Source organism: Paraburkholderia megapolitana, assembly GCF_007556815.1.
Taxonomy (GTDB): Bacteria; Pseudomonadota; Gammaproteobacteria; order Burkholderiales; family Burkholderiaceae; genus Paraburkholderia; species Paraburkholderia megapolitana.
In genome coordinates this window covers 352650-370930 of record NZ_CP041745.1, presented here as the reverse complement: position 1 = coordinate 370930, position 18281 = coordinate 352650, and the positions used below count along the sequence as shown (strand labels likewise).

At 63.5% G+C, this 18281-nt stretch carries 13 protein-coding genes and 2 pseudogenes; 12 read left to right on the top strand and 3 right to left on the bottom strand.

Features of this window, described 5'->3' with window-relative positions; genetic code table 11:
• Positions 1-24: 24 nt before the first annotated feature.
• Both FNZ07_RS15010 and FNZ07_RS15005 read right to left on the bottom strand, forming a co-directional pair.
• Positions 25-1257 carry an ABC transporter substrate-binding protein gene (locus tag FNZ07_RS15010; protein WP_091010877.1) on the bottom strand — a complete coding sequence of 411 codons (1233 nt, stop codon included), beginning with the start codon at positions 1255-1257 and terminating at the stop codon, positions 25-27.
• A gap of 318 nt (positions 1258-1575) precedes the next feature.
• Positions 1576-2567 (bottom strand): annotated as a pseudogene (locus FNZ07_RS15005) (fumarylacetoacetate hydrolase family protein).
• Positions 2568-2761: 194 nt separating this feature from the next.
• On the opposite strand from FNZ07_RS15005, the gene FNZ07_RS15000 reads away from it, so the two are divergent.
• The 7 genes and pseudogenes from FNZ07_RS15000 to FNZ07_RS14970 all read left to right on the top strand — a co-directional run bounded on the left by FNZ07_RS15000 (position 2762) and on the right by FNZ07_RS14970 (position 11063).
• Positions 2762-3613: an IclR family transcriptional regulator gene (locus FNZ07_RS15000; protein ID WP_245811438.1), complete on the top strand. Its 852-nt coding sequence runs from the start codon at positions 2762-2764 to the stop codon at positions 3611-3613.
• Positions 3614-3790: 177 nt separating this feature from the next.
• Positions 3791-5260: a DUF3108 domain-containing protein gene (locus FNZ07_RS14995; protein WP_091009345.1), complete on the top strand. Its 1470-nt coding sequence runs from the start codon at positions 3791-3793 to the stop codon at positions 5258-5260.
• Between the two features lie 203 nt (positions 5261-5463).
• Positions 5464-6253: pseudogene (gene pcaD, locus FNZ07_RS14990) on the top strand (3-oxoadipate enol-lactonase).
• 118 nt (positions 6254-6371) lie between these two features.
• A complete protein-coding gene (locus tag FNZ07_RS14985) occupies positions 6372-6629 on the top strand; it encodes a BTH_I0359 family protein (RefSeq protein WP_091009340.1) in 258 nt (85 codons plus the stop codon).
• Positions 6630-6851: 222 nt separating this feature from the next.
• Positions 6852-7931 (top strand): homocysteine S-methyltransferase family protein, encoded by a 1080-nt coding sequence (locus FNZ07_RS14980; RefSeq protein WP_091009336.1) that lies wholly within the window; start codon positions 6852-6854, stop codon positions 7929-7931.
• Positions 7932-7982: 51 nt separating this feature from the next.
• On the top strand, positions 7983-10700 hold the full coding sequence (gene metH / locus FNZ07_RS14975) for a methionine synthase (RefSeq protein WP_091009333.1): 2718 nt from the start codon (positions 7983-7985) through the stop codon (positions 10698-10700).
• A gap of 156 nt (positions 10701-10856) precedes the next feature.
• Positions 10857-11063, top strand: coding sequence for an acid-shock protein (locus FNZ07_RS14970; protein WP_091009330.1), 207 nt, complete (start codon positions 10857-10859; stop codon positions 11061-11063).
• A 200-nt stretch (positions 11064-11263) separates the two neighbouring features.
• On the opposite strand, the gene FNZ07_RS14965 is transcribed toward FNZ07_RS14970, so the two are convergent.
• The gene (locus tag FNZ07_RS14965; RefSeq protein WP_091009327.1) at positions 11264-11590 is read right to left on the bottom strand and encodes a DUF1840 domain-containing protein; all 327 of its coding nucleotides are present in this window, start codon (positions 11588-11590) and stop codon (positions 11264-11266) included.
• A gap of 392 nt (positions 11591-11982) precedes the next feature.
• Between FNZ07_RS14965 and argS the strand changes: the two genes are divergently transcribed.
• The 5 genes from argS to FNZ07_RS14940 all read left to right on the top strand — a co-directional run bounded on the left by argS (position 11983) and on the right by FNZ07_RS14940 (position 18190).
• Positions 11983-13776, top strand: coding sequence for an arginine--tRNA ligase (argS, locus tag FNZ07_RS14960; RefSeq protein ID WP_091009325.1), 1794 nt, complete (start codon positions 11983-11985; stop codon positions 13774-13776).
• 79 nt (positions 13777-13855) lie between these two features.
• Positions 13856-14641, top strand: coding sequence for an SPOR domain-containing protein (locus FNZ07_RS14955; protein ID WP_091009322.1), 786 nt, complete (start codon positions 13856-13858; stop codon positions 14639-14641).
• A gap of 195 nt (positions 14642-14836) precedes the next feature.
• The gene (locus tag FNZ07_RS14950; RefSeq protein WP_091010876.1) at positions 14837-15475 is read left to right on the top strand and encodes a thiol:disulfide interchange protein DsbA/DsbL; all 639 of its coding nucleotides are present in this window, start codon (positions 14837-14839) and stop codon (positions 15473-15475) included.
• 17 nt (positions 15476-15492) lie between these two features.
• Positions 15493-16263: an SDR family oxidoreductase gene (locus FNZ07_RS14945; RefSeq protein WP_091009317.1), complete on the top strand. Its 771-nt coding sequence runs from the start codon at positions 15493-15495 to the stop codon at positions 16261-16263.
• A gap of 340 nt (positions 16264-16603) precedes the next feature.
• Positions 16604-18190, top strand: coding sequence for an ABC transporter substrate-binding protein (locus FNZ07_RS14940; protein WP_091010875.1), 1587 nt, complete (start codon positions 16604-16606; stop codon positions 18188-18190).
• The last annotated feature ends 91 nt before the right edge of the window (positions 18191-18281 follow it).

Genomic DNA, 18281 nt, shown 5'->3' with positions numbered 1-18281 from the left:
CGGTTGAATGTGGCTTATTGCAGCTCAATGCGGTTGATACACCCACTTGCCGTCGCGGATCTGCACCATCACCCGTGCGCGCTGATCGAGCCCAAGGTGATCGGTCGTACTCATGTTGACGACGCCGTTGGTATCCGCGAAGCCGCGTGTCGCTTCGAGTGCGTCGCGCAGTGCGTGGCGGAATTCGGGTGTGCCGGGCGCCGCGCTCTTCAACGCGATCGGCACGGCGTTCGAGAGCAGCATGCTGGCATCCCACGCATACGAGCCGAACGCCGACACGCTGCCGCGCCCGCGCAGCGCTTCGAAGCGGCCGATGTAGTCTAGCGCGAGACGCTTGGCCGGGTGATCGACCGACAGTTGCGCGGCGACCAGCACCGGGCTTGCGGGCAGGAATGTGCCGTTGCAGTCGCTGCCGCACACGCGCAGGAAGTCGTTATTGCCGACCCCGTGATTGTGATAGATCTTGCCTTTGTAGCCGCGCGCGATCAGCGTCCGCGGCGGCAGCGCGGCCGGCGTCCCGGCCGCGCCGACCACGACTGCATCGGGATTCGTGGCCATGATCTTGAGGATCTGTCCGGTCACGCTCGGATCGGTGCGATTAAAGCGTTCGCTCGCCACCACGCGGATGTGATGCAGATCCGCGAACTTCGCGACCTCGGTATAGAAGGTCTCGCCGAGCGCGTCGGCCTGGCCGATGTAGGCGATCGTCTTCACACCGTGATCGCTGGCGTGTTCGGCGATCGCCGAGGCCATCATCGCGTCGGTCTGTGGTGTCTTGAACATCCAGTGGCGTTTTGCATCGACGGGTTCGATGATCTTCGCGGACGATGCCAGCGAAATAGCCGGCGTCTCGCCCTCCGCCACTACGTCGATCATCGCGAGCGAGTTCGGTGTGATCGACGAACCGATGATCGCGTCGACATGATTCTCGGAGATCAGCTTCTTGGTGTCCTGCACGGCCTGCGTCGTGTCCGATGCATCGTCGAGCACGATGTATTCGACCTTCTGGCCGGCCAGTTCTTTAGGGAATAGCGCGACGGTGTCGCGTGCAGGAATGCCAAGCGATGCGGCGGGTCCGGTCAGCGATAGCACGAGTCCGATTTTTACCTGGGCGAGTGCGAGTGCGGGCAAGCCGACTGTGAGTAGCGGCACGCAGCGCAACCAGCGGCGTAACGACGTGCTCGCCGAAGCTTCGGTTGATAGCGATATGCCCCGGGCACGCCGGGTCGTCATGTCGAACGGGCGCAAGCGCAGCATGGAAGTCTCCTGATGGTTCTTGTTGTTGGCGATGTTGTTCTCTATGCCGGCCGTCTGTTGCGTACTGTCGTTGTCGTACGGCGTGACGTCGTGCGACACGGTGCGCGTCCGGCGCGTGCGTCAGCCAGTGTAGCGGCGCACCGGCAGCCCGGCATCGGGCGAAACCCTTTCGGATCGGCGCGGCAGGCCGCGCAGCCGGGGGCGGTATTTCGGGCAGTCAAGCGCGTGCAGTCTGGTGCCTGCCGATGCGGTTAAACGCGCACCGTCCACCGATTCGGCGCATGCAGTCGAACCGTTCAGTACGCGCCATCGTTACGTTCAGCGCGCCCCGTCAGGCGGTGCAATCGCCTGATCGATCGCACCGAAGATCGATTTGCCCGCCTCGTCGAACATCTCGATCTTCACCGTATCGCCGTACTGCATGAACTCGGTCTGCGGTGCGCCGTGTTCGATGGTTTCGAGGCAGCGCTTCTCGGCGATGCAGCAGTAGCCGCGCTTCGCATCCTTGTTCGAGACCGTGCCCGAGCCGACGATCGTGCCCGCGCGCAGATTGCGCGTCTTCGCCGCATGCGCGATCAGCTGGCCGAAGTGGAACACCATGTCCGTGCCGGCGTCAGGCTGGCCGACTTTCTTGCCGTTCCAGTGGACGATCATCGGCCGGTGCACGCGGCCTGCGCGCCAGTGCTCGCCGAGTTCGTCGGGCGTGACGGCGAGCGGCGCAAACGATGTCGCCGGCTTGCTCTGGAAGAAGCCAAAACCCTTCGCGAGTTCGGCGGGGATCAGGTTGCGCAGCGAAACGTCGTTCACGAGCGTGACGAGCCGCACACCTTTCAGCGCCTGCTCGGGGGTTGCGGCCATCGGCACATCGCCGGTGATCACCGCGACTTCCGCTTCGAAATCGATGCCATAGGCTTCCGAGGCGCAGATCACGTCGTCGCGCGGCCCGATGAAATCGTCGCTGCCGCCCTGGTACATCAGCGGGTCGGTCCAGAACTCGGGCGGCATCTCCGCCCGCGTGCGCGACGCACGAGTTCGACGTGGTTCACATACGACGAGCCGTCGGCCCACTGGAACGCGCGTGGCAACGGCGCCATGCAGTTTTCGGCATCGAACGGGAACGTGTTGCGCGCGCGGCCCTGGTTCAGCGCGTCGTACAGATCGAGCAGTTGCGGCGCGTAGAAGGTCCAGTCGTCGAGTGCGCGTTGCAGCGTCGGCACGATCGCGTCGGCAATCGCCGCGGTGTGCAGGTCGCGGGATACGACGATCAGTTGACCGTCGCGTGTGCCGTCCTTCAGCGAGGCAAGTTTCATAGGGAAATGAGCGGTATGGATGACGATAGAAGGAATCTATTCTACGATGGTGAATCGGCGCGACCCAAACGCGCGTTTTTCCACCGCTGTATATCACGTGCCTTCGCGGCTCGCGCCTGCTCCCGCTCATGCCGTCATCCACTCGTCCACGCACTGCCCGTCGCAACGCCGCCGATGCTATCGATCCGCCGGCTATGCCCGCGGCCGCCGATGCCCTGGAGCCATTCGAAGCCGACGACGACACGCCGGACGCCGGCGAAGAGAAACTGCGCTCGGGCATCCAGTCGATCGAAGTAGGCTTCCGGCTACTCGACGTGCTGACGCACGAACCACGCGCGATGATGCTGCGCGACCTCGCGCAACGCGCGGGCATGAGCCCGGCGAAGGCGCATCGCTACCTCGTGAGTTTTCTGCGGCTCGGCGTGGTCGCACAAGACCCGCTGTCGGGCCGCTACGAACTCGGTGGTTTCGCGTTGCAACTGGGACTCGCGCGGCTTGCGCGGGTGGATGGCGTGAAGCTTGCGCGTGTCGCGCTCGCCGAACTGCGCGACCGGCTCGACATGACGGTCGGCATCGCCGTATGGGGCAACCAGGGGCCGACGGTCGTGCACTGGATGGAATCGAGCTACCCGGCGAAGGCATCGCTGAAGCTCGGCGACGTGATGCCATTGCTCGGCTCAGCGACCGGCCTGCTGTTCGCCGCCTATCTGCCACGCAGTAAAACCGCTGCGCTGATGGAGCGCGAACTCGCCGGCGCGCAACGGTTCACACAGGCCGACACACCGCGCACGCCGGCAGAAGTAGAGCGCGCGCTCGATGAAGTGCGCGCACATGGCGCGGCCCGTGTCGAGGGCATGCTGCTCGCGACGATCCACGCGTTCTGCATGCCGGTGTTCGATTCGACCGGCGAACTCGCACTGGGGCTGATCGCGCTCGGTCATGAGGGCGCGTTCGACATTCGCTGGGGTGGTGCCATCGATACAGCGCTGCGCGAATGCGCGGACAGACTGTCGTACGAGCTGGGGTATAGTCCGACGCCGCGCTGAGGCGAGTTTCACGGGGCGTGTTGGCCTGTTGCTTCGCGTGGGCCCGGAACATCGCGGGTAACGGTACAGTCGAACCCCGCAGGCGCGCTGGCTCATCGATTGCGTGTACGGTATCGACCGAAGCCACTCGCCGCCCGATTCCTCACGAGTTATTACCGCCCACCTATCCCGTCCTGCATGTCGTCATCTGCGCTCCGTCGCGGTCCGAACCGCCCGCCTCGTCCGAATCGTCCGCCAGTAGCCGCGGCACGGTCTAGCACGCGCGCAGGGCGCTGGATCGCGGTGTTGATCGCCGTGCTGTGCCTGCACTGGATCGCCGCAGAGTGGATCGAGCGGAATCGGCAAACATTCCAGCCCGCCGACGCCGCACACGCGCCGGTCGAAATCGCGCTGCTACAGCCCGAGCGCATCGAGCAAAAGCCGGCCGCCGAACCGGCTGCTGCCGCACCGAAGCCTGCACCGGTTCAACGCGCCCGTCCCCATGCATCGCAAGAACATGTGCTGACGGCTACACAACCCGACGCGAAGGCGCCAGTCGCAGCGTCAGCGCCCGCAGTGCCCGAGGCGGCAAGCGCTGCGAGTGCGACAGCAGCTTCAGGCGCAAACGGCAATGCGGCCGCCACCGGCGCCCCCGCACCGAGCGCCGCTAGTGCCGCGCAGGCAACGCCCGGCGTGAAGTTCTCGGTACCGCCGTCCAGCGACATGCAGTACGACACGTTTTACAACGGCGTACGCAACCAGCCCGGCACGATCCACTGGACCAGCGATAGCCAGCACTATGAGATCGTCGTCTCGATGCCAGTACCGTTTATCGGCCCGTTCACCTATTCGAGCCACGGCCGGGTCGATGCATTCGGTCTCGCGCCCGATCAGTACATCGAAAAACGCGGCCGGCGCCCCGAAGACGTAACGATCTTCAATCGCACCGACAAGCAGATCGCCTTCACGCGCACACCGACAACGCTCGCGCTGCCCGATGGCGCGCAGGACCGCTTCAGCATGGTGATGCAGCTTGCGAGCCTCGTGCGCGGCGACCCCGATGCGTACAAGCCTGGCGTCACGCGGCAGTTCTACGTCGCGGATAACAACAGTGGCGAGATCTGGCCGATCGAAACGATCGGCGACGAGACAGTGCGCACTGCACAGGGCTTCGTCGGTGCGCGGCACTTCATGCGACTGTCGCGTCACGCCGGCGATGAGCGGCGCATCGACGTATGGCTCGCGCCGTCGCTAGGCTGGTTGCCCGTGCGGCTCGTGCAGACCGAACCGAACGGCACGCAGATCGAGCTGGTCTGGCGCGGCAAGCTTGGTGCGCCCGATGGCGATGCGGCCGGCGGCGCAGCTTCACCGGCGCCTGATGTCGGCGGGGCGAGCGGGGCGAACGGGGCAAACGGGGCAAACGATCTCGCCGCACCTCAACCCGACGCCGCTGCCGGGAGCGCTGGTAGCGCTGCCACGCCGGCTTCGTCGTCCATTGTCGCGCCCGCTACATCTCCAGCTGGATTATCCGCTGTCCCACCTGTTGCCTCCCCCGCCCCTCCGGCGACTGCTTCACCGGACGCGTCACCCGCAACGCCACCCGTCGCTTCACCTGCGCCTGCACCGGCCCCTAACGTACCCTCGGGCAACAGCGCGCCAAGCCCCTGAACCTCACCGGGTCTTACACAGATCGCTGAAACTTCCTCGTGAGGCATCACTCGCATCCACCAGGCGCACGTCCAGCGACGCCGCCACGACGTCTATCGCACGCCGCGCCGCAAGGCACCGCTGGCCCGCTTCGTGCGACGGTATATCTCGCGACATTGCGTCATTCAACGCATCTTCACCGCATCACGACTAACGGAGCCCGCATGCAACTGAACATCGACGGCATCGACACACGTTATGTACTGAGCAACGAGGGCGGCGGCCCCTGGCTGACGTTCATCCATCAACTGGGCGGCGATCTGTCCATCTGGGATCAGATGGCCGGTTACTTTCGTGACGACTACACGGTGCTGCGCTACGACGTGCGCGGCCATGGTGCAACCGCGGTCACGGATACCCATTTCGGCGTCGCGGATCTGGCACACGACCTAGCGTCGCTACTCGATGCGCTGGGTGTAGCGCATACGCATCTGGTCGGTATATCGATGGGCGGCATGATCGCGCAGCAGTTCGCACTCGATTACCCGCAGCGCGTCGACACCTTGACGCTCGCCGATACGTCCGCGGGCACGCCGCCCGAGGGCCGCGCGGTCTGGGACCAGCGTGCGGCCTCGGCACGCAACGACGGCCTTGCAGCACTCGCCTCTGCGACAATCGGTCGCTGGCTCACGCCGGACTTCCAGCAGGCGCATCCCGAAGCAGTCGAGCAAGATCCGCGAAGTGCTGCTGCAAACGTCGCCACAAGGCTATGCGCGTGCATGCGAAGCACTGCGTGATTTCGACGTGCGCGACCGGCTCGCCGCACTGCGCATGCCGACGCTCACCATAGCCGGTCGACACGACACGGGCACGCCGCCAGCTGCGACGGCGGCGATCGCCGAGGCGATCGAAGGGGCTCGGTACGAATTGCTCGATGCCGCGCACCTTGCACCGATCGAGCAATCACAGCGATTTGCTGCCATGCTTGAAACGTTTCTACAAAGCCCTGTCTAACCTTCAGGTCCGGAAATTTTTACTAGCGTTGCCCGGACCCACCCCTTGAATTCCACACCATATGCTCCATGTATGGCGCAGGAACGGCCTGGAGCCCACGGAAAGAAGGAGTGTCGCCATGCAAATGATCTACAACAGCCCCAATTATTGTGTTGTCGAGTTTCCGCCTGAAGATGGCCATCTCGCCATGCGCTCAGGCGGTTATGAGATCGTCGACAAGAATATGCAACGCGAGATCTATATCGACGGCGCCATGGCTGCGCGCTTTCGCGAACATGTACAGAAGCTGATCCAGGAAGAACCGTCGCTGGACGAAGTCGACGAGTTCCTCGGGCAATTCGATAGTCTGATGAATCAACCGGTCGTGCTTCACTAACCCACGCCCCGGCGACACGTTACTCAAAAGTCCTGTCCGGCTTCGTGCCGGACAGGACTTTTTCTTTGTCCTTGCGAAACAGATCTTGCTCGCCCGCACGGGGCGCTTTTCAGCCCGGTGGCCACACGCAGCGCCACCAGGCGGCTGCGGCTACAATGACGGGTTCCCGAGTCCCATCAGGCGCAAGCCGCTTTTGCCACGCGCTTTTGCCATTATTTCGCCATGAACCAGCCTGCTTCCTCCGCCGTTGCCGCCCGCACCCATGCGCTCGCTCGTGTCTACACGCGCGGCGCAACGCTGCCCGCGCTACTCGAGTCGCGCATCCTGATCCTCGACGGGGCGATGGGCACGATGATCCAGCAGTACAAGCTCGGCGAAGCAGCGTATCGCGGCGAGCGCTTCAAGGACTACGGGCGCGACATCAAGGGCAATAACGAACTGCTGTCGATCACGCAACCGCAGGTCATCGGCGAGATTCACGAGCAGTACCTCGCGGCCAGCGCCGACATCATCGAGACCAACACGTTCGGCGCGACCACCGTTGCCCAGGCCGACTACGGCATGGAGAACCTCGCGTACGAGATGAACCTCGAATCGGCGAAGATCGCCCGCGCCGCGTGCGAGCGTTACTCTAGCGCGGACAAGCCGCGCTTTGTCGCCGGCGCGATCGGCCCGACGCCGAAAACGGCCAGCATCTCGCCCGACGTCAACGACCCGGGCGCGCGCAACGTGACCTTCGACGAGCTTCGCACCGCTTACTACGAGCAGGCGAAAGCGCTGCTCGAAGGTGGTGTCGACCTGTTTCTCGTCGAGACGATCTTCGACACGCTGAACGCGAAAGCGGCGCTGTTTGCGCTCGACGAACTGTTCGAAGACACCGGCGAAATCCTGCCGATCATGATCTCCGGCACCGTCACCGACGCATCGGGCCGCATCCTCTCCGGCCAGACCGTCGAGGCGTTCTGGAATTCGCTGCGGCACGCGAAGCCGCTCACGTTCGGGCTGAACTGCGCACTTGGTGCGGCGCTGATGCGCCCGTATGTCGCCGAGCTCGCGAAGCTCTGCGATACGTATGTGTCGTGCTACCCGAACGCCGGCCTGCCGAATCCGATGAGCGACACCGGCTTCGACGAAACGCCCGCCGACACCTCCGGGTTGCTGAAGGAGTTTGCCCAGGCCGGGCTCGTCAACATCGCGGGCGGCTGCTGTGGGACGACGCCGGAACATATCGCGGCGATCGCGAAAGCACTCGCCGACATCAAGCCGCGCAGGTGGCCGAATCACTATCGCGACGCGGCCTGAGCCGCGCGGCTGACCCACGCTCCTGCACCGCTCCATAAAAAAGACAACGCCATGACCGATCACACCCTGCGCCTGTCCGGCCTCGAACCGTTCAATGTCACGACCGGCACGCTCTTCATCAACGTCGGCGAACGAACCAACGTCACCGGCTCGAAAGCGTTCGCGCGGATGATTCTCAACAGCCAGTTCGACGAAGCGCTCGCGGTTGCGCGTCAGCAGGTGGAGAACGGTGCGCAGGTGATCGACATCAACATGGACGAAGCGATGCTCGATTCGAAAGCGGCGATGGTCCGCTTCATGAATCTGATCGCGTCGGAACCGGACATTGCGCGCGTGCCGGTGATGATCGACTCGTCGAAGTGGGAAGTCATCGAAGCGGGTCTGAAATGCGTGCAGGGCAAGGCGATCGTCAACTCGATCTCGCTGAAGGAAGGCGAAGACGCGTTCCGTCACCACGCGAAGCTGATTCGCCGCTACGGCGCGGCGGCGGTCGTGATGGCTTTCGACGAAAAAGGCCAGGCCGATACCTTCGAACGCAAGACCCAGATCTGCAAGCGCTCGTATGACTTCCTCGTCAACGAAGTCGGCTTCCCGCCCGAAGACATCATCTTCGATCCGAACATCTTCGCGATTGCGACCGGGATCGAAGAGCACAACAACTATGCGGTCGACTTCATCAACGCGACCCGCTGGATCAAGCAGAACCTGCCGTACGCGAAGATCAGCGGCGGTGTGTCGAACGTCTCGTTCTCGTTTCGCGGCAACGACCCGGTGCGCGAGGCGATCCACACCGTGTTCCTGTACCACGCGATCCAGGCCGGCATGGATATGGGTATCGTCAACGCGGGCCAGCTCGGCGTCTATGCCGATCTCGACACCGAACTGCGCGAGCGCGTCGAGGACGTCGTACTGAACCGCCGCGACGACGGCACCGACCGTCTGCTCGAAATCGCCGACAAGTTCAAGACCGGTGCCGCGAAGAAAGAGGAAAACCTCGAATGGCGCAACCAGCCCGTCGAGAAACGTCTGTCGCATGCGCTCGTGCTCGGCATCACGACCTTCATCGTCGAGGATACCGAAGAGGTCCGCGCGAAGATCGACGCGGCCGGCGGCCGGCCGATCAACGTGATCGAAGGGCCGTTGATGGACGGTATGAACATCGTCGGCGACCTGTTCGGTCAAGGCAAGATGTTCCTGCCGCAGGTGGTCAAATCGGCGCGCGTGATGAAGCAGGCCGTTGCGCATCTGATCCCGTTCATCGAGGAAGAAAAGCGGCTGCTCGCCGAAGCCGGCGGCGACGTGCGCGCGAAAGGCAAGATCGTCATCGCCACCGTGAAGGGCGATGTGCACGACATCGGCAAGAACATCGTGTCGGTCGTGCTCCAGTGCAATAACTTCGAAGTGGTCAACATGGGCGTGATGGTCCCGTGCAACGAGATTCTCGCGAAGGCGAAGGTCGAGGGCGCGGATATCGTCGGGCTGTCGGGGCTGATTACACCGAGCCTCGAGGAAATGGCCTACGTCGCCTCCGAAATGCAGCGCGACGATTACTTCCGCATCAAGAAGATTCCGCTGCTGATCGGCGGCGCTACGACCTCGCGCGTGCACACCGCTGTCAAGATCGCGCCGCATTACGAAGGCCCGGTGGTGTATGTGCCGGATGCGTCGCGCTCGGTATCGGTTGCATCGAGCCTGCTCTCCGATGAGGGCGCGGCGAAGTATCTGCAGGACCTGAAATCCGACTACGACCGCATCCGCGACCAGCACGCAAACCGCAAGGTTCAGCCGATGGTCACGCTCGCCGAGGCGCGCGCGAACAAGACGAAGGTCGATTGGGCCGGCTACCAGCCGGTCAAGCCGAAATTCATCGGCCGGCGCGTGTTCAAGAACTTCGATCTGAACGAACTCGCGAACTATATCGACTGGGCGCCGTTCTTCCAGACGTGGGATCTCGCCGGCCCGTATCCGGCCATCCTCAACGACGAGATCGTCGGCGAATCGGCGCGACGCGTGTTCTCCGACGCGAAATCGATGCTGTCGCGGTTGATCCAGGGCCGCTGGCTCACTGCAAACGGCGTGATCTCGCTGCTGCCCGCAAACACGGTCAACGACGACGACATCGAGATCTACACCGACGAATCGCGTACCGAAGTCGCGCTGACATGGCGCAACCTGCGCCAGCAGAGCGTGCGACCGGTGGTGGATGGCGTGATGCGGCCGAACCGGTCGCTGGCCGATTTCATCGCGCCGAAGGATTCGGGCGTGGCCGATTACATCGGCATGTTCGCGGTGACGGCCGGCCTCGGCGTCGACGTGAAGGAAAAGCAGTTCGAGAAGGATCACGACGACTACAGCGCGATCATGCTGAAGGCGCTCGCCGACCGCTTCGCCGAAGCGTTCGCCGAAGCGATGCATGCGCGTGTGCGCCGCGACCTGTGGGGCTACGCCGCCGCCGAAACGCTCTCCAACGAAGAGCTGATCGGCGAGAAATACCGCGGCATCCGGCCCGCGCCGGGCTATCCGGCCTGCCCGGACCATCTCGTGAAGCAGGACATGTTCACTGTGCTGCGCGCCGAAGAGATCGGCATGAGCGTGACCGAATCGCTAGCGATGCTGCCCGCTGCTAGCGTCTCCGGGTTCTATCTCGCGCATCCGGACAGCACGTACTTCTCGGTGGGTAAGATCAACCAGGATCAGGTTGAAGACTTCGCGCAGCGCATGGCGCTGTCGAAAACGGATGCGGAACGGGCGCTCGCGCCGCTGCTGTAAAGCTTCAACGGATGGGCAACATATCGGATGTGTAAGGCTGAATATTTCTCGCAGCACGAATTTCGGTTTTGTAAGCTGAAGCAGCTGTGCCCGCCGGACGCGGGGTCAACAACGCGCCGGCTTCATCGACTTGCAACCGTCACGGAGAAAAATCGTATGAAAAAGCTGACGCTGTTACTGACTGCATTGACGCTGGCTGCGGGCTCGTCGCTGGCGCTCGCCCAAACCGCCGCGCCCGCCGAAGCGAGCGCGGTCAGTTCATACTCGCCGCCCACCCAGAAGCACGTGAAGAAGGCGAAGAAGAAAAAGGTGAAGAAGGGTGCGTCTGCGCCGGCCGCTACGCCGGAAGCGGCCAGCCAGTAATCAAGACACGTGCAATGCACCGTTTGGTTTGCGGCGCATTGCAGACCTGCAGAAACGACGGAGCCCGCTTATAGCGGGCTCCATGTCTTTGGTGCACTCGATGCGCGCGGTTATTTATCCAGCGCTCGCCAGGCCGCGGGATTCTTTCCGGGCCTGGTCAATGCCAGCACCAGCACCGCGGGTCACCACCCGATAACCGTTCAGATGCCCCAGAGCACGTCGTTGTTTTCCTGCTTCGCGAGGCGCAGCATATCGAGGAACGGGTACGCGCGCTGCGCGAGACCGATCGGGATTTCATGATGCTCGTGGCCTTCTTCACCTTCGTGGAAGTGCCCGTCGTGTTCGGCGCGCTCCTGCTTGTCGGTGACGATGGCCGACTCGAGCTTCGCGATCGCCGCATCGAGTTCGTCGTGCATGATGACACCGCGTTCGCCAAGCGGTTTGCCGACGATACCGACGAGATACTGTGCGAGATTTTCGAGCATCACGACGTCCGGGGCGGCGCGACATTTGAAAGTAACCAGCATGGCAATTCCCTTTTCGTTATGTTGGATTCGCGTACGAAACGACATAGAACGGTGATTCATACGGTTTCGTTGGCAAGGCCGGCGCGCGCCGGCTGCCACGGCCCTTGATCGGGCATCGATCCAGTGGACACTCAATGGACATATTAGCACCTGCTAAAATCCGTCTAGACCGAAAAAGCACCTCCCGACGCGCCGGACCCGTTTGCCGCTCTGCCCGCTCCCGCCTCCCCGATCGCCGCCTGCGGCCGTGGCGACGACCGCAGGCCGATGAACGATCCACCGCAGGCGAAACGAACCATCCGCCGCGAGCGGACCAGCCGCCTGCCGTGGCCGAACTACCATCCGGCGCCTCGGTCGCCTTACTGCACTGCCTCACTGGACTCGCAACAAGCATGCTGCCCGCACAAAAACTGACTCTCGAAACACTGCTCGCCGACATCGTCAAGCAGGTCGCCCAGACTACCCAGGCCGCCCAGGGCCAAGCCGATGCCGCGTTCGTCGCGCCCGCCATCACGCTCGAACGCCCGAAAGTCGCCGCGCACGGCGATGTCGCGTGCAACGTCGCGATGCAGCTCGCCAAGCCGCTGCGCGCCAATCCACGCCAGCTCGCACAACAGATCGTCGACGCGGTGCTCGCGCACCCGCAGGCTAAAGGTCTTGTGGACGGCGCCGAAGTCGCCGGTCCTGGCTTCATCAACCTGCGTCTTGCCGCCGCTGCAAAGCAGGCCGTAGTCGGTGCTGTATTCACCGAACGCGACGCCTTCGGCCACTCGCAGCGCGAAGCGGGCAAGCGCGTGCTGATCGAATTCGTCTCCGCCAACCCGACCGGCCCGCTGCACGTCGGCCACGGTCGCCAGGCGGCGCTCGGCGATGCACTGTCGAACGTACTCGCGTCGCAGGGTTACGCCGTGCATCGCGAGTTCTATTACAACGATGCGGGCGTGCAGATCCAGACGCTCGCCCTGTCGACCCAGGCGCGCGCGCGCGGCCTGAAGCCCGGCGATGCAGGCTGGCCCGAGTCGGCCTACAACGGCGAATACATCGCCGACATCGCGCACGACTATCTGAACGGCGAAACCGTGGCAGCCAAGGACGGCGAACCAGTGAAGGGTGCCGGCGACATCGAAAACCTCGATGCGATCCGCCGTTTCGCGGTCGCGTATCTGCGCCACGAGCAGGACATGGACCTGCAGGCATTCGGCGTGATCTTCGACCAGTACTTCCTCGAATCGTCGCTGTACACGCAAGGACTCGTCGAGAAGACCGTCAATACGCTGATCGCCGCGGGCAAGACCTACGAGCAGGAAGGCGCCCTGTGGCTGCGCACCACCGACGACGGCGACGACAAAGACCGCGTGATGCGCAAGACCGACGGCACCTACACGTACTTCGTGCCGGACGTCGCCTATCACGTCGCGAAGTGGGAGCGCGGCTTCACCAAGGTCATCAACGTGCAGGGCTCGGACCACCACGGCACGATCGCGCGGGTGCGCGCGGGCCTGCAGGGGCTCGGCGTCGGTATTCCGAAGGGCTATCCCGACTACATCCTGCACAAGATGGTCACGGTGATGCGCGACGGCCAGGAAGTGAAGATCTCGAAGCGGGCCGGCAGCTATGTGACGGTGCGCGACCTGATCGAATGGTCGGGTGGCGCTGCGCAAGGTGCGGAAGCCGCACCGGATCTGCTCGACGAAGCGACCATCCGACGCGGCCGCGATGCGGTGCGCTTCTTCCTGATCTCGCGCAAGGCCGACACCGAGTTCGTCTTCGACATCGATCTCGCGCTCAAGCAGAACGACGAAAACCCCGTGTATTACGTCCAGTACGCACACGCGCGGATCTGCTCGGTGATCAACGAATGGAAGTCGCGCTTCAACGCGGACGAGGCCGTGCTGCCCACCGTGGACGTCACGCCGCTCGTCAGCGACCAGGCGATGGCGCTGCTGCAGAAGCTCGCCGAGTACCCCGACATGCTCGCGCACGCCGCCGACGAACTCGCGCCGCACGCGGTCGCGTTCTATCTGCGCGACCTCGCGGGCGAATTCCACTCGTTCTACAATGCCGAACGCGTTCTCGTCGACGACGAAGCGCTTCGCAATGCCCGCATCGCGCTGCTCGCGGCGACGCGCCAGGTGCTCGCCAACGGTCTGGCAGCGATCGGCGTCTCCGCCCCCGCAAAGATGTAGGCATTGCGCAGCGGGATGCGTGCAGCCGTCGTTATAATCGACGGCCGTTCCACGATTCTTTTCGCAGGTGATTCAAACGATGGCAAAACCGCGCCGCACTACGAAGCAGTCGAAACAAACCGGGGGCACTTTTCTCGGTATCGTGCTGGGCCTGATCGTCGGCCTGGCGATCGCGGTGGTGGTCGCGCTCTACATCACGCGCGCGCCAACGCCGTTCGTCGCGAAGGTCGCGCCGGCCGCCGCCTCGGACGCGGGTGCGAGCCAGCCGCAATACGACCCCAACCGGCCGCTGCAGGGCAAGACGCCGGGCGTCGCGGTGCCGCAAGCCGCCCAGCCGGCGCCGCCGAATACCGCACCGGGACAGTCGACCAACCAGACGCAGTCGTCCGGCATGCTCGAAGAACCGCAGATCGTCGAAGTGCCGCCGGCGGCCAGCAACGGCGTCGCTGTCGCGCCCAAGCCCGCGCAGGACAACAGCACGCAGACGAAGAAGCCGCAGGGTGCTTCGGCACCGGCCACGGCCAACGCGGCAAACACCGCGCCGAAGCCAGGCTCTACGGCCAACGCAGCCAATGCGGCCAACGCCAAACCGGCAACGGGTACATCGAACGCCGCAGCCGACGCGAATACCGGCTACTTCCTGCAGGTCGGCGCGTACAAGACCTCCGCCGATGCCGAACAGCAGCGCGCGCGTCTCGCGTTCCAGGGCTTCGAATCGAAGGTGACGCAGCGCGATGCGGGCGGCATCACGTACTATCGCGTGCGCATCGGTCCGTTCTCGAAGTTCGACGACATGAATTCGGCGCGTCAACGGCTGTCCGATGCGGGCGTCGATACCGCCGTCATTCGCTTCACCAAACAGTAAACCAGCACACTGCGCCGCCGCTGAACCTTCGGTGCGCGGCGCAGGTCTGAATCACGGCAGAACGGCGCCGTAGCCTGTACGATGGCGCAGATCGCTGGGTCACCCGGGTCGCACAACTTTCGTAGTGGCGACGTACGCTACGGCAAGCCGCCGTCGCACGTCGCCGTTATTTCCGCCTTATCAGGTCCACACGACATGAAAAAACTGCTTGGCATTCTCTTCATCTCCGTCGGTATCGTCGCGGGCGCTGCCCACGCGTCGCCGGCCGCACCGGTCGCAGGCAAGGACTACAAGGTACTCGCCGCGCCGCAGCCGGTCGAAGTGCCGGCCGGCAAGATCGAAGTCACCGAATTCATGTGGTACGGCTGCCCGCACTGCAACGAGTTCGACCCGTTCCTCGAAGCATGGGTGAAGAAGCAAGGTCCGGACGTCGTATTCAAGCGCGTGCCGGTTGCGTTCCGCGACGACTTCATTCCGCATTCGAAGCTGTACCACGCTGTCGATGCACTCGGCCTCGCACAGCAGCTGACCCCGGCCATCTTCAACGAAATCCACGTCAACCACGATTACCTGCTGACGCCGGAAGATCAGGCCAAATTCCTCGCCACCAAGGGTGTCGATCCGAAGAAGTTCAAGGAAGCGTACAACTCGTTCTCGACGCAGACCGCGCTGGCGCGTGACAAGAAGCTGCTCGACGACTACAAGATCGACGGCGTGCCGACGCTTGCAGTGCAGGGCAAGTACGAAACCAGCCCCGCCATCACAAACGATCTGCCGGGCACGATTCAGGTGCTCGACTACCTGGTCGCCCAGGTTCGCGCGAAGAAGATGTAATCCCCAAAGGCGCCGGAATGAGTACACCTCTGAAGGTTTTCATTACCGGCGCATCGAGTGGCATTGGCCTCGCGCTCGCCGCCGAATATGCGCGGCGCGGCGCGATCCTCGGCCTGGTCGCCCGTCGCGGCGACGCACTCGCCGCGTTCCAGCAAGCCCATCCCCAGACTTCCGTTTCGATCTATCCCGCCGATGTCCGCGACGCCGAAGCGCTCGCCTCGGCCGCCCAGCAGTTCATCGATCAGTACGGCTGCCCCGATGTCGTGATCGCCAACGCCGGTATCAGCCGCGGTGCGGTCAGCGGTCGCGGCGACCTGCGGACCTTCCGCGAAGTCATGGACATCAACTACTACGGCATGGTCGCCACCTTCGAACCGTTCGCAGCCGCGATGAGCGCTGCGCGTACCGGCACGCTGGTCGGTGTCGCGAGCGTCGCCGGGGTGCGCGGGTTGCCGGGCTCGAGCGCGTACAGCGCATCGAAGGCCGCGGCGATGAAGTATCTCGAAGCGCTGCGCGTCGAGATGCGGCCGCGCGGCGTGGCCGTCGTGACGATCGCGCCCGGCTTCATCCGCACGCCGATGACCGATCACAATCCGTACCGGATGCCGTTTTTGATGGACGCCGATCGCTTCGCCAGGAAAGTGGCCGATGCGGTCGCACGCAAGGTGTCGTTCGCGGTGTTTCCGTGGCAGATGCGCGTGGTCGCGATGCTGCTGCATGTCACGCCTCGCTGGCTCTACGACCGCGCGTTCGAAAAAGCGCCGCACAAGCCGCGCGCCGAAGACTGACGGACTGTGAAGGACTGACCGTTAGGCCGATAAACGCACGCAGCCGAAGCGAGCCGCGTGTCGAAGCGAGCCTTCTGTCACGGTGCGCGTGTCGTGACCCGGTGCGCGGCGGCGTGGCCCGTCCATATGCATATGCGGTTTAAGTGGTTGTCGGCGCAACTCCCCTTCGATAAGCTTTCTCCCAGGCGGGATGCGAAACGCAACGAATCGCAACGAAAAGCAGACAGGCACTGCACGCATCGCCCGCATCTCGATCGAATGCCCGGCCAGGGTTGTCGCTGCCGGAACGAAGACGAACTGCCTCGAACTGCCTGATACCACGCCTGTTTTGGGAGATCTTATGCGCTTCAAACTGCTCGCCGCCGTTGTACTTGCCGCGGCACCCGCGCTCGCGCTGGCCAAGCCGCTGACCGTCTGCACGGAAGCGAGCCCGGACGGTTTCGACGTCGTCCAGTTCAACTCGCTCGTCACCACCAACGCCTCCGCCGATGTGATCTTCAACTCGCTCGTCTCCTACGACGAAGCCGCGAAGAAAGTCGCGCCCGCGCTCGCCGACAAGTGGGATGTCAGCGCCGACGGCCTCACGTACACGTTTCATCTGCGGCCGGGCGTAGCGTTCCAGATCACCGATTACTTCAAGCCCACCCGCGCGCTGAACGCCGACGACGTCGTGTTCACGTTCACCCGCATGATCGACGACAGCAACCCCTGGCACAAGGTCACGGGCGCGAGCGGATTTCCTCATGCGCAGTCGATGGGACTCGTGAAGCTGATCAAGTCGGTATCGAAGGTCGATGACAGCACGGTCAAGTTCGAGCTGAACGAACCGAACGCGACCTTCGTGCCGATCCTGACCATGGGCTTCGCATCGATCTACTCGGCCGAATATGCGGACCAGTTGCTGAAGGCAGGCAAGCAGACCGACCTCAACGCGAAGCCGATTGGCACCGGGCCGTTCGTGCTGAAGAGCTACACGAAAGACGCGATCATCCGTTACGACGTGAACCCGACCTACTGGGGGCCGAAGCCGAAGATCGACCGGCTCATCTACGCAATCACGCCCGATGCCACCGTGCGCGCGCAAAAGGTGAAGGCCGGCGAATGCCAGATCGCGCTGTCGCCGAAACCGCAGGACATCGCCGAAGCGAAGTCCGACAAGTCGATCAAGATTGAACAGACGCCCGCGTTCATGACCGCGTTCGTCGCACTGAACACGCAGAAAAAGCCGCTCGATAACGCAAAGGTGCGCCAGGCGCTGAACCTCGCGTTCGATCGCACGACGTATCTGAAGACCGTGTTCGACAACACGGCGACGCCCGCAACCAATCCGTATCCGCCTAACACGTGGAGCTATGACAAGGCGATCCAGCCATGGCCGTACGATCCGGTGCAGGCGAAGAAGCTGCTCGCGGAAGCAGGCCTGCCGAACGGTTTCGAAACGACAATCTGGGTGCGCCCGAATGGCAGCGTGCTGAATCCGAGCCCGAAGGTCGGTGCGGAACTGCTGCAGGCCGATTTCGCGAAAATCGGTGTGAAGGCCGACGTGAAGGTGATCGAGTGGGGCGAGCTGATCAAGCAGGCAAAGCAGGGGCAGCACGACACGCTGTTCATGGGCTGGGCCGGCGACAACGGCGATCCGGACAATTACCTGTCGCCGCTCTTTAGCTGCAACGCGGTGAAGTCGGGTATCAACTTCGCGCGCTACTGCGATCCGCAGCTCGACAAGCTGATCACCGACGGCAAGGCAACGGCCGACCTCGCGAAGCGTACGAAGGCATATGAAGCCGCGCAGAAAATCATTCACGACCAGGCACTGTGGATTCCGCTCGGCTATCCGACGGCCACCGCGTTGACGCGCACGAACGTTAGCGGGTATCAGGTGAGCCCGTTTGGGCGGCAGAATTTTGGGGCGGTCAGCGTGCAGTAACGTAGCGGTAGTTGTCACGGCATTGCGTGGCAGAAAAGCAGAAGGCCCGATTGCTCTCAATCGGGCCTTCTGCTTTTTTCACCGCGGCTTG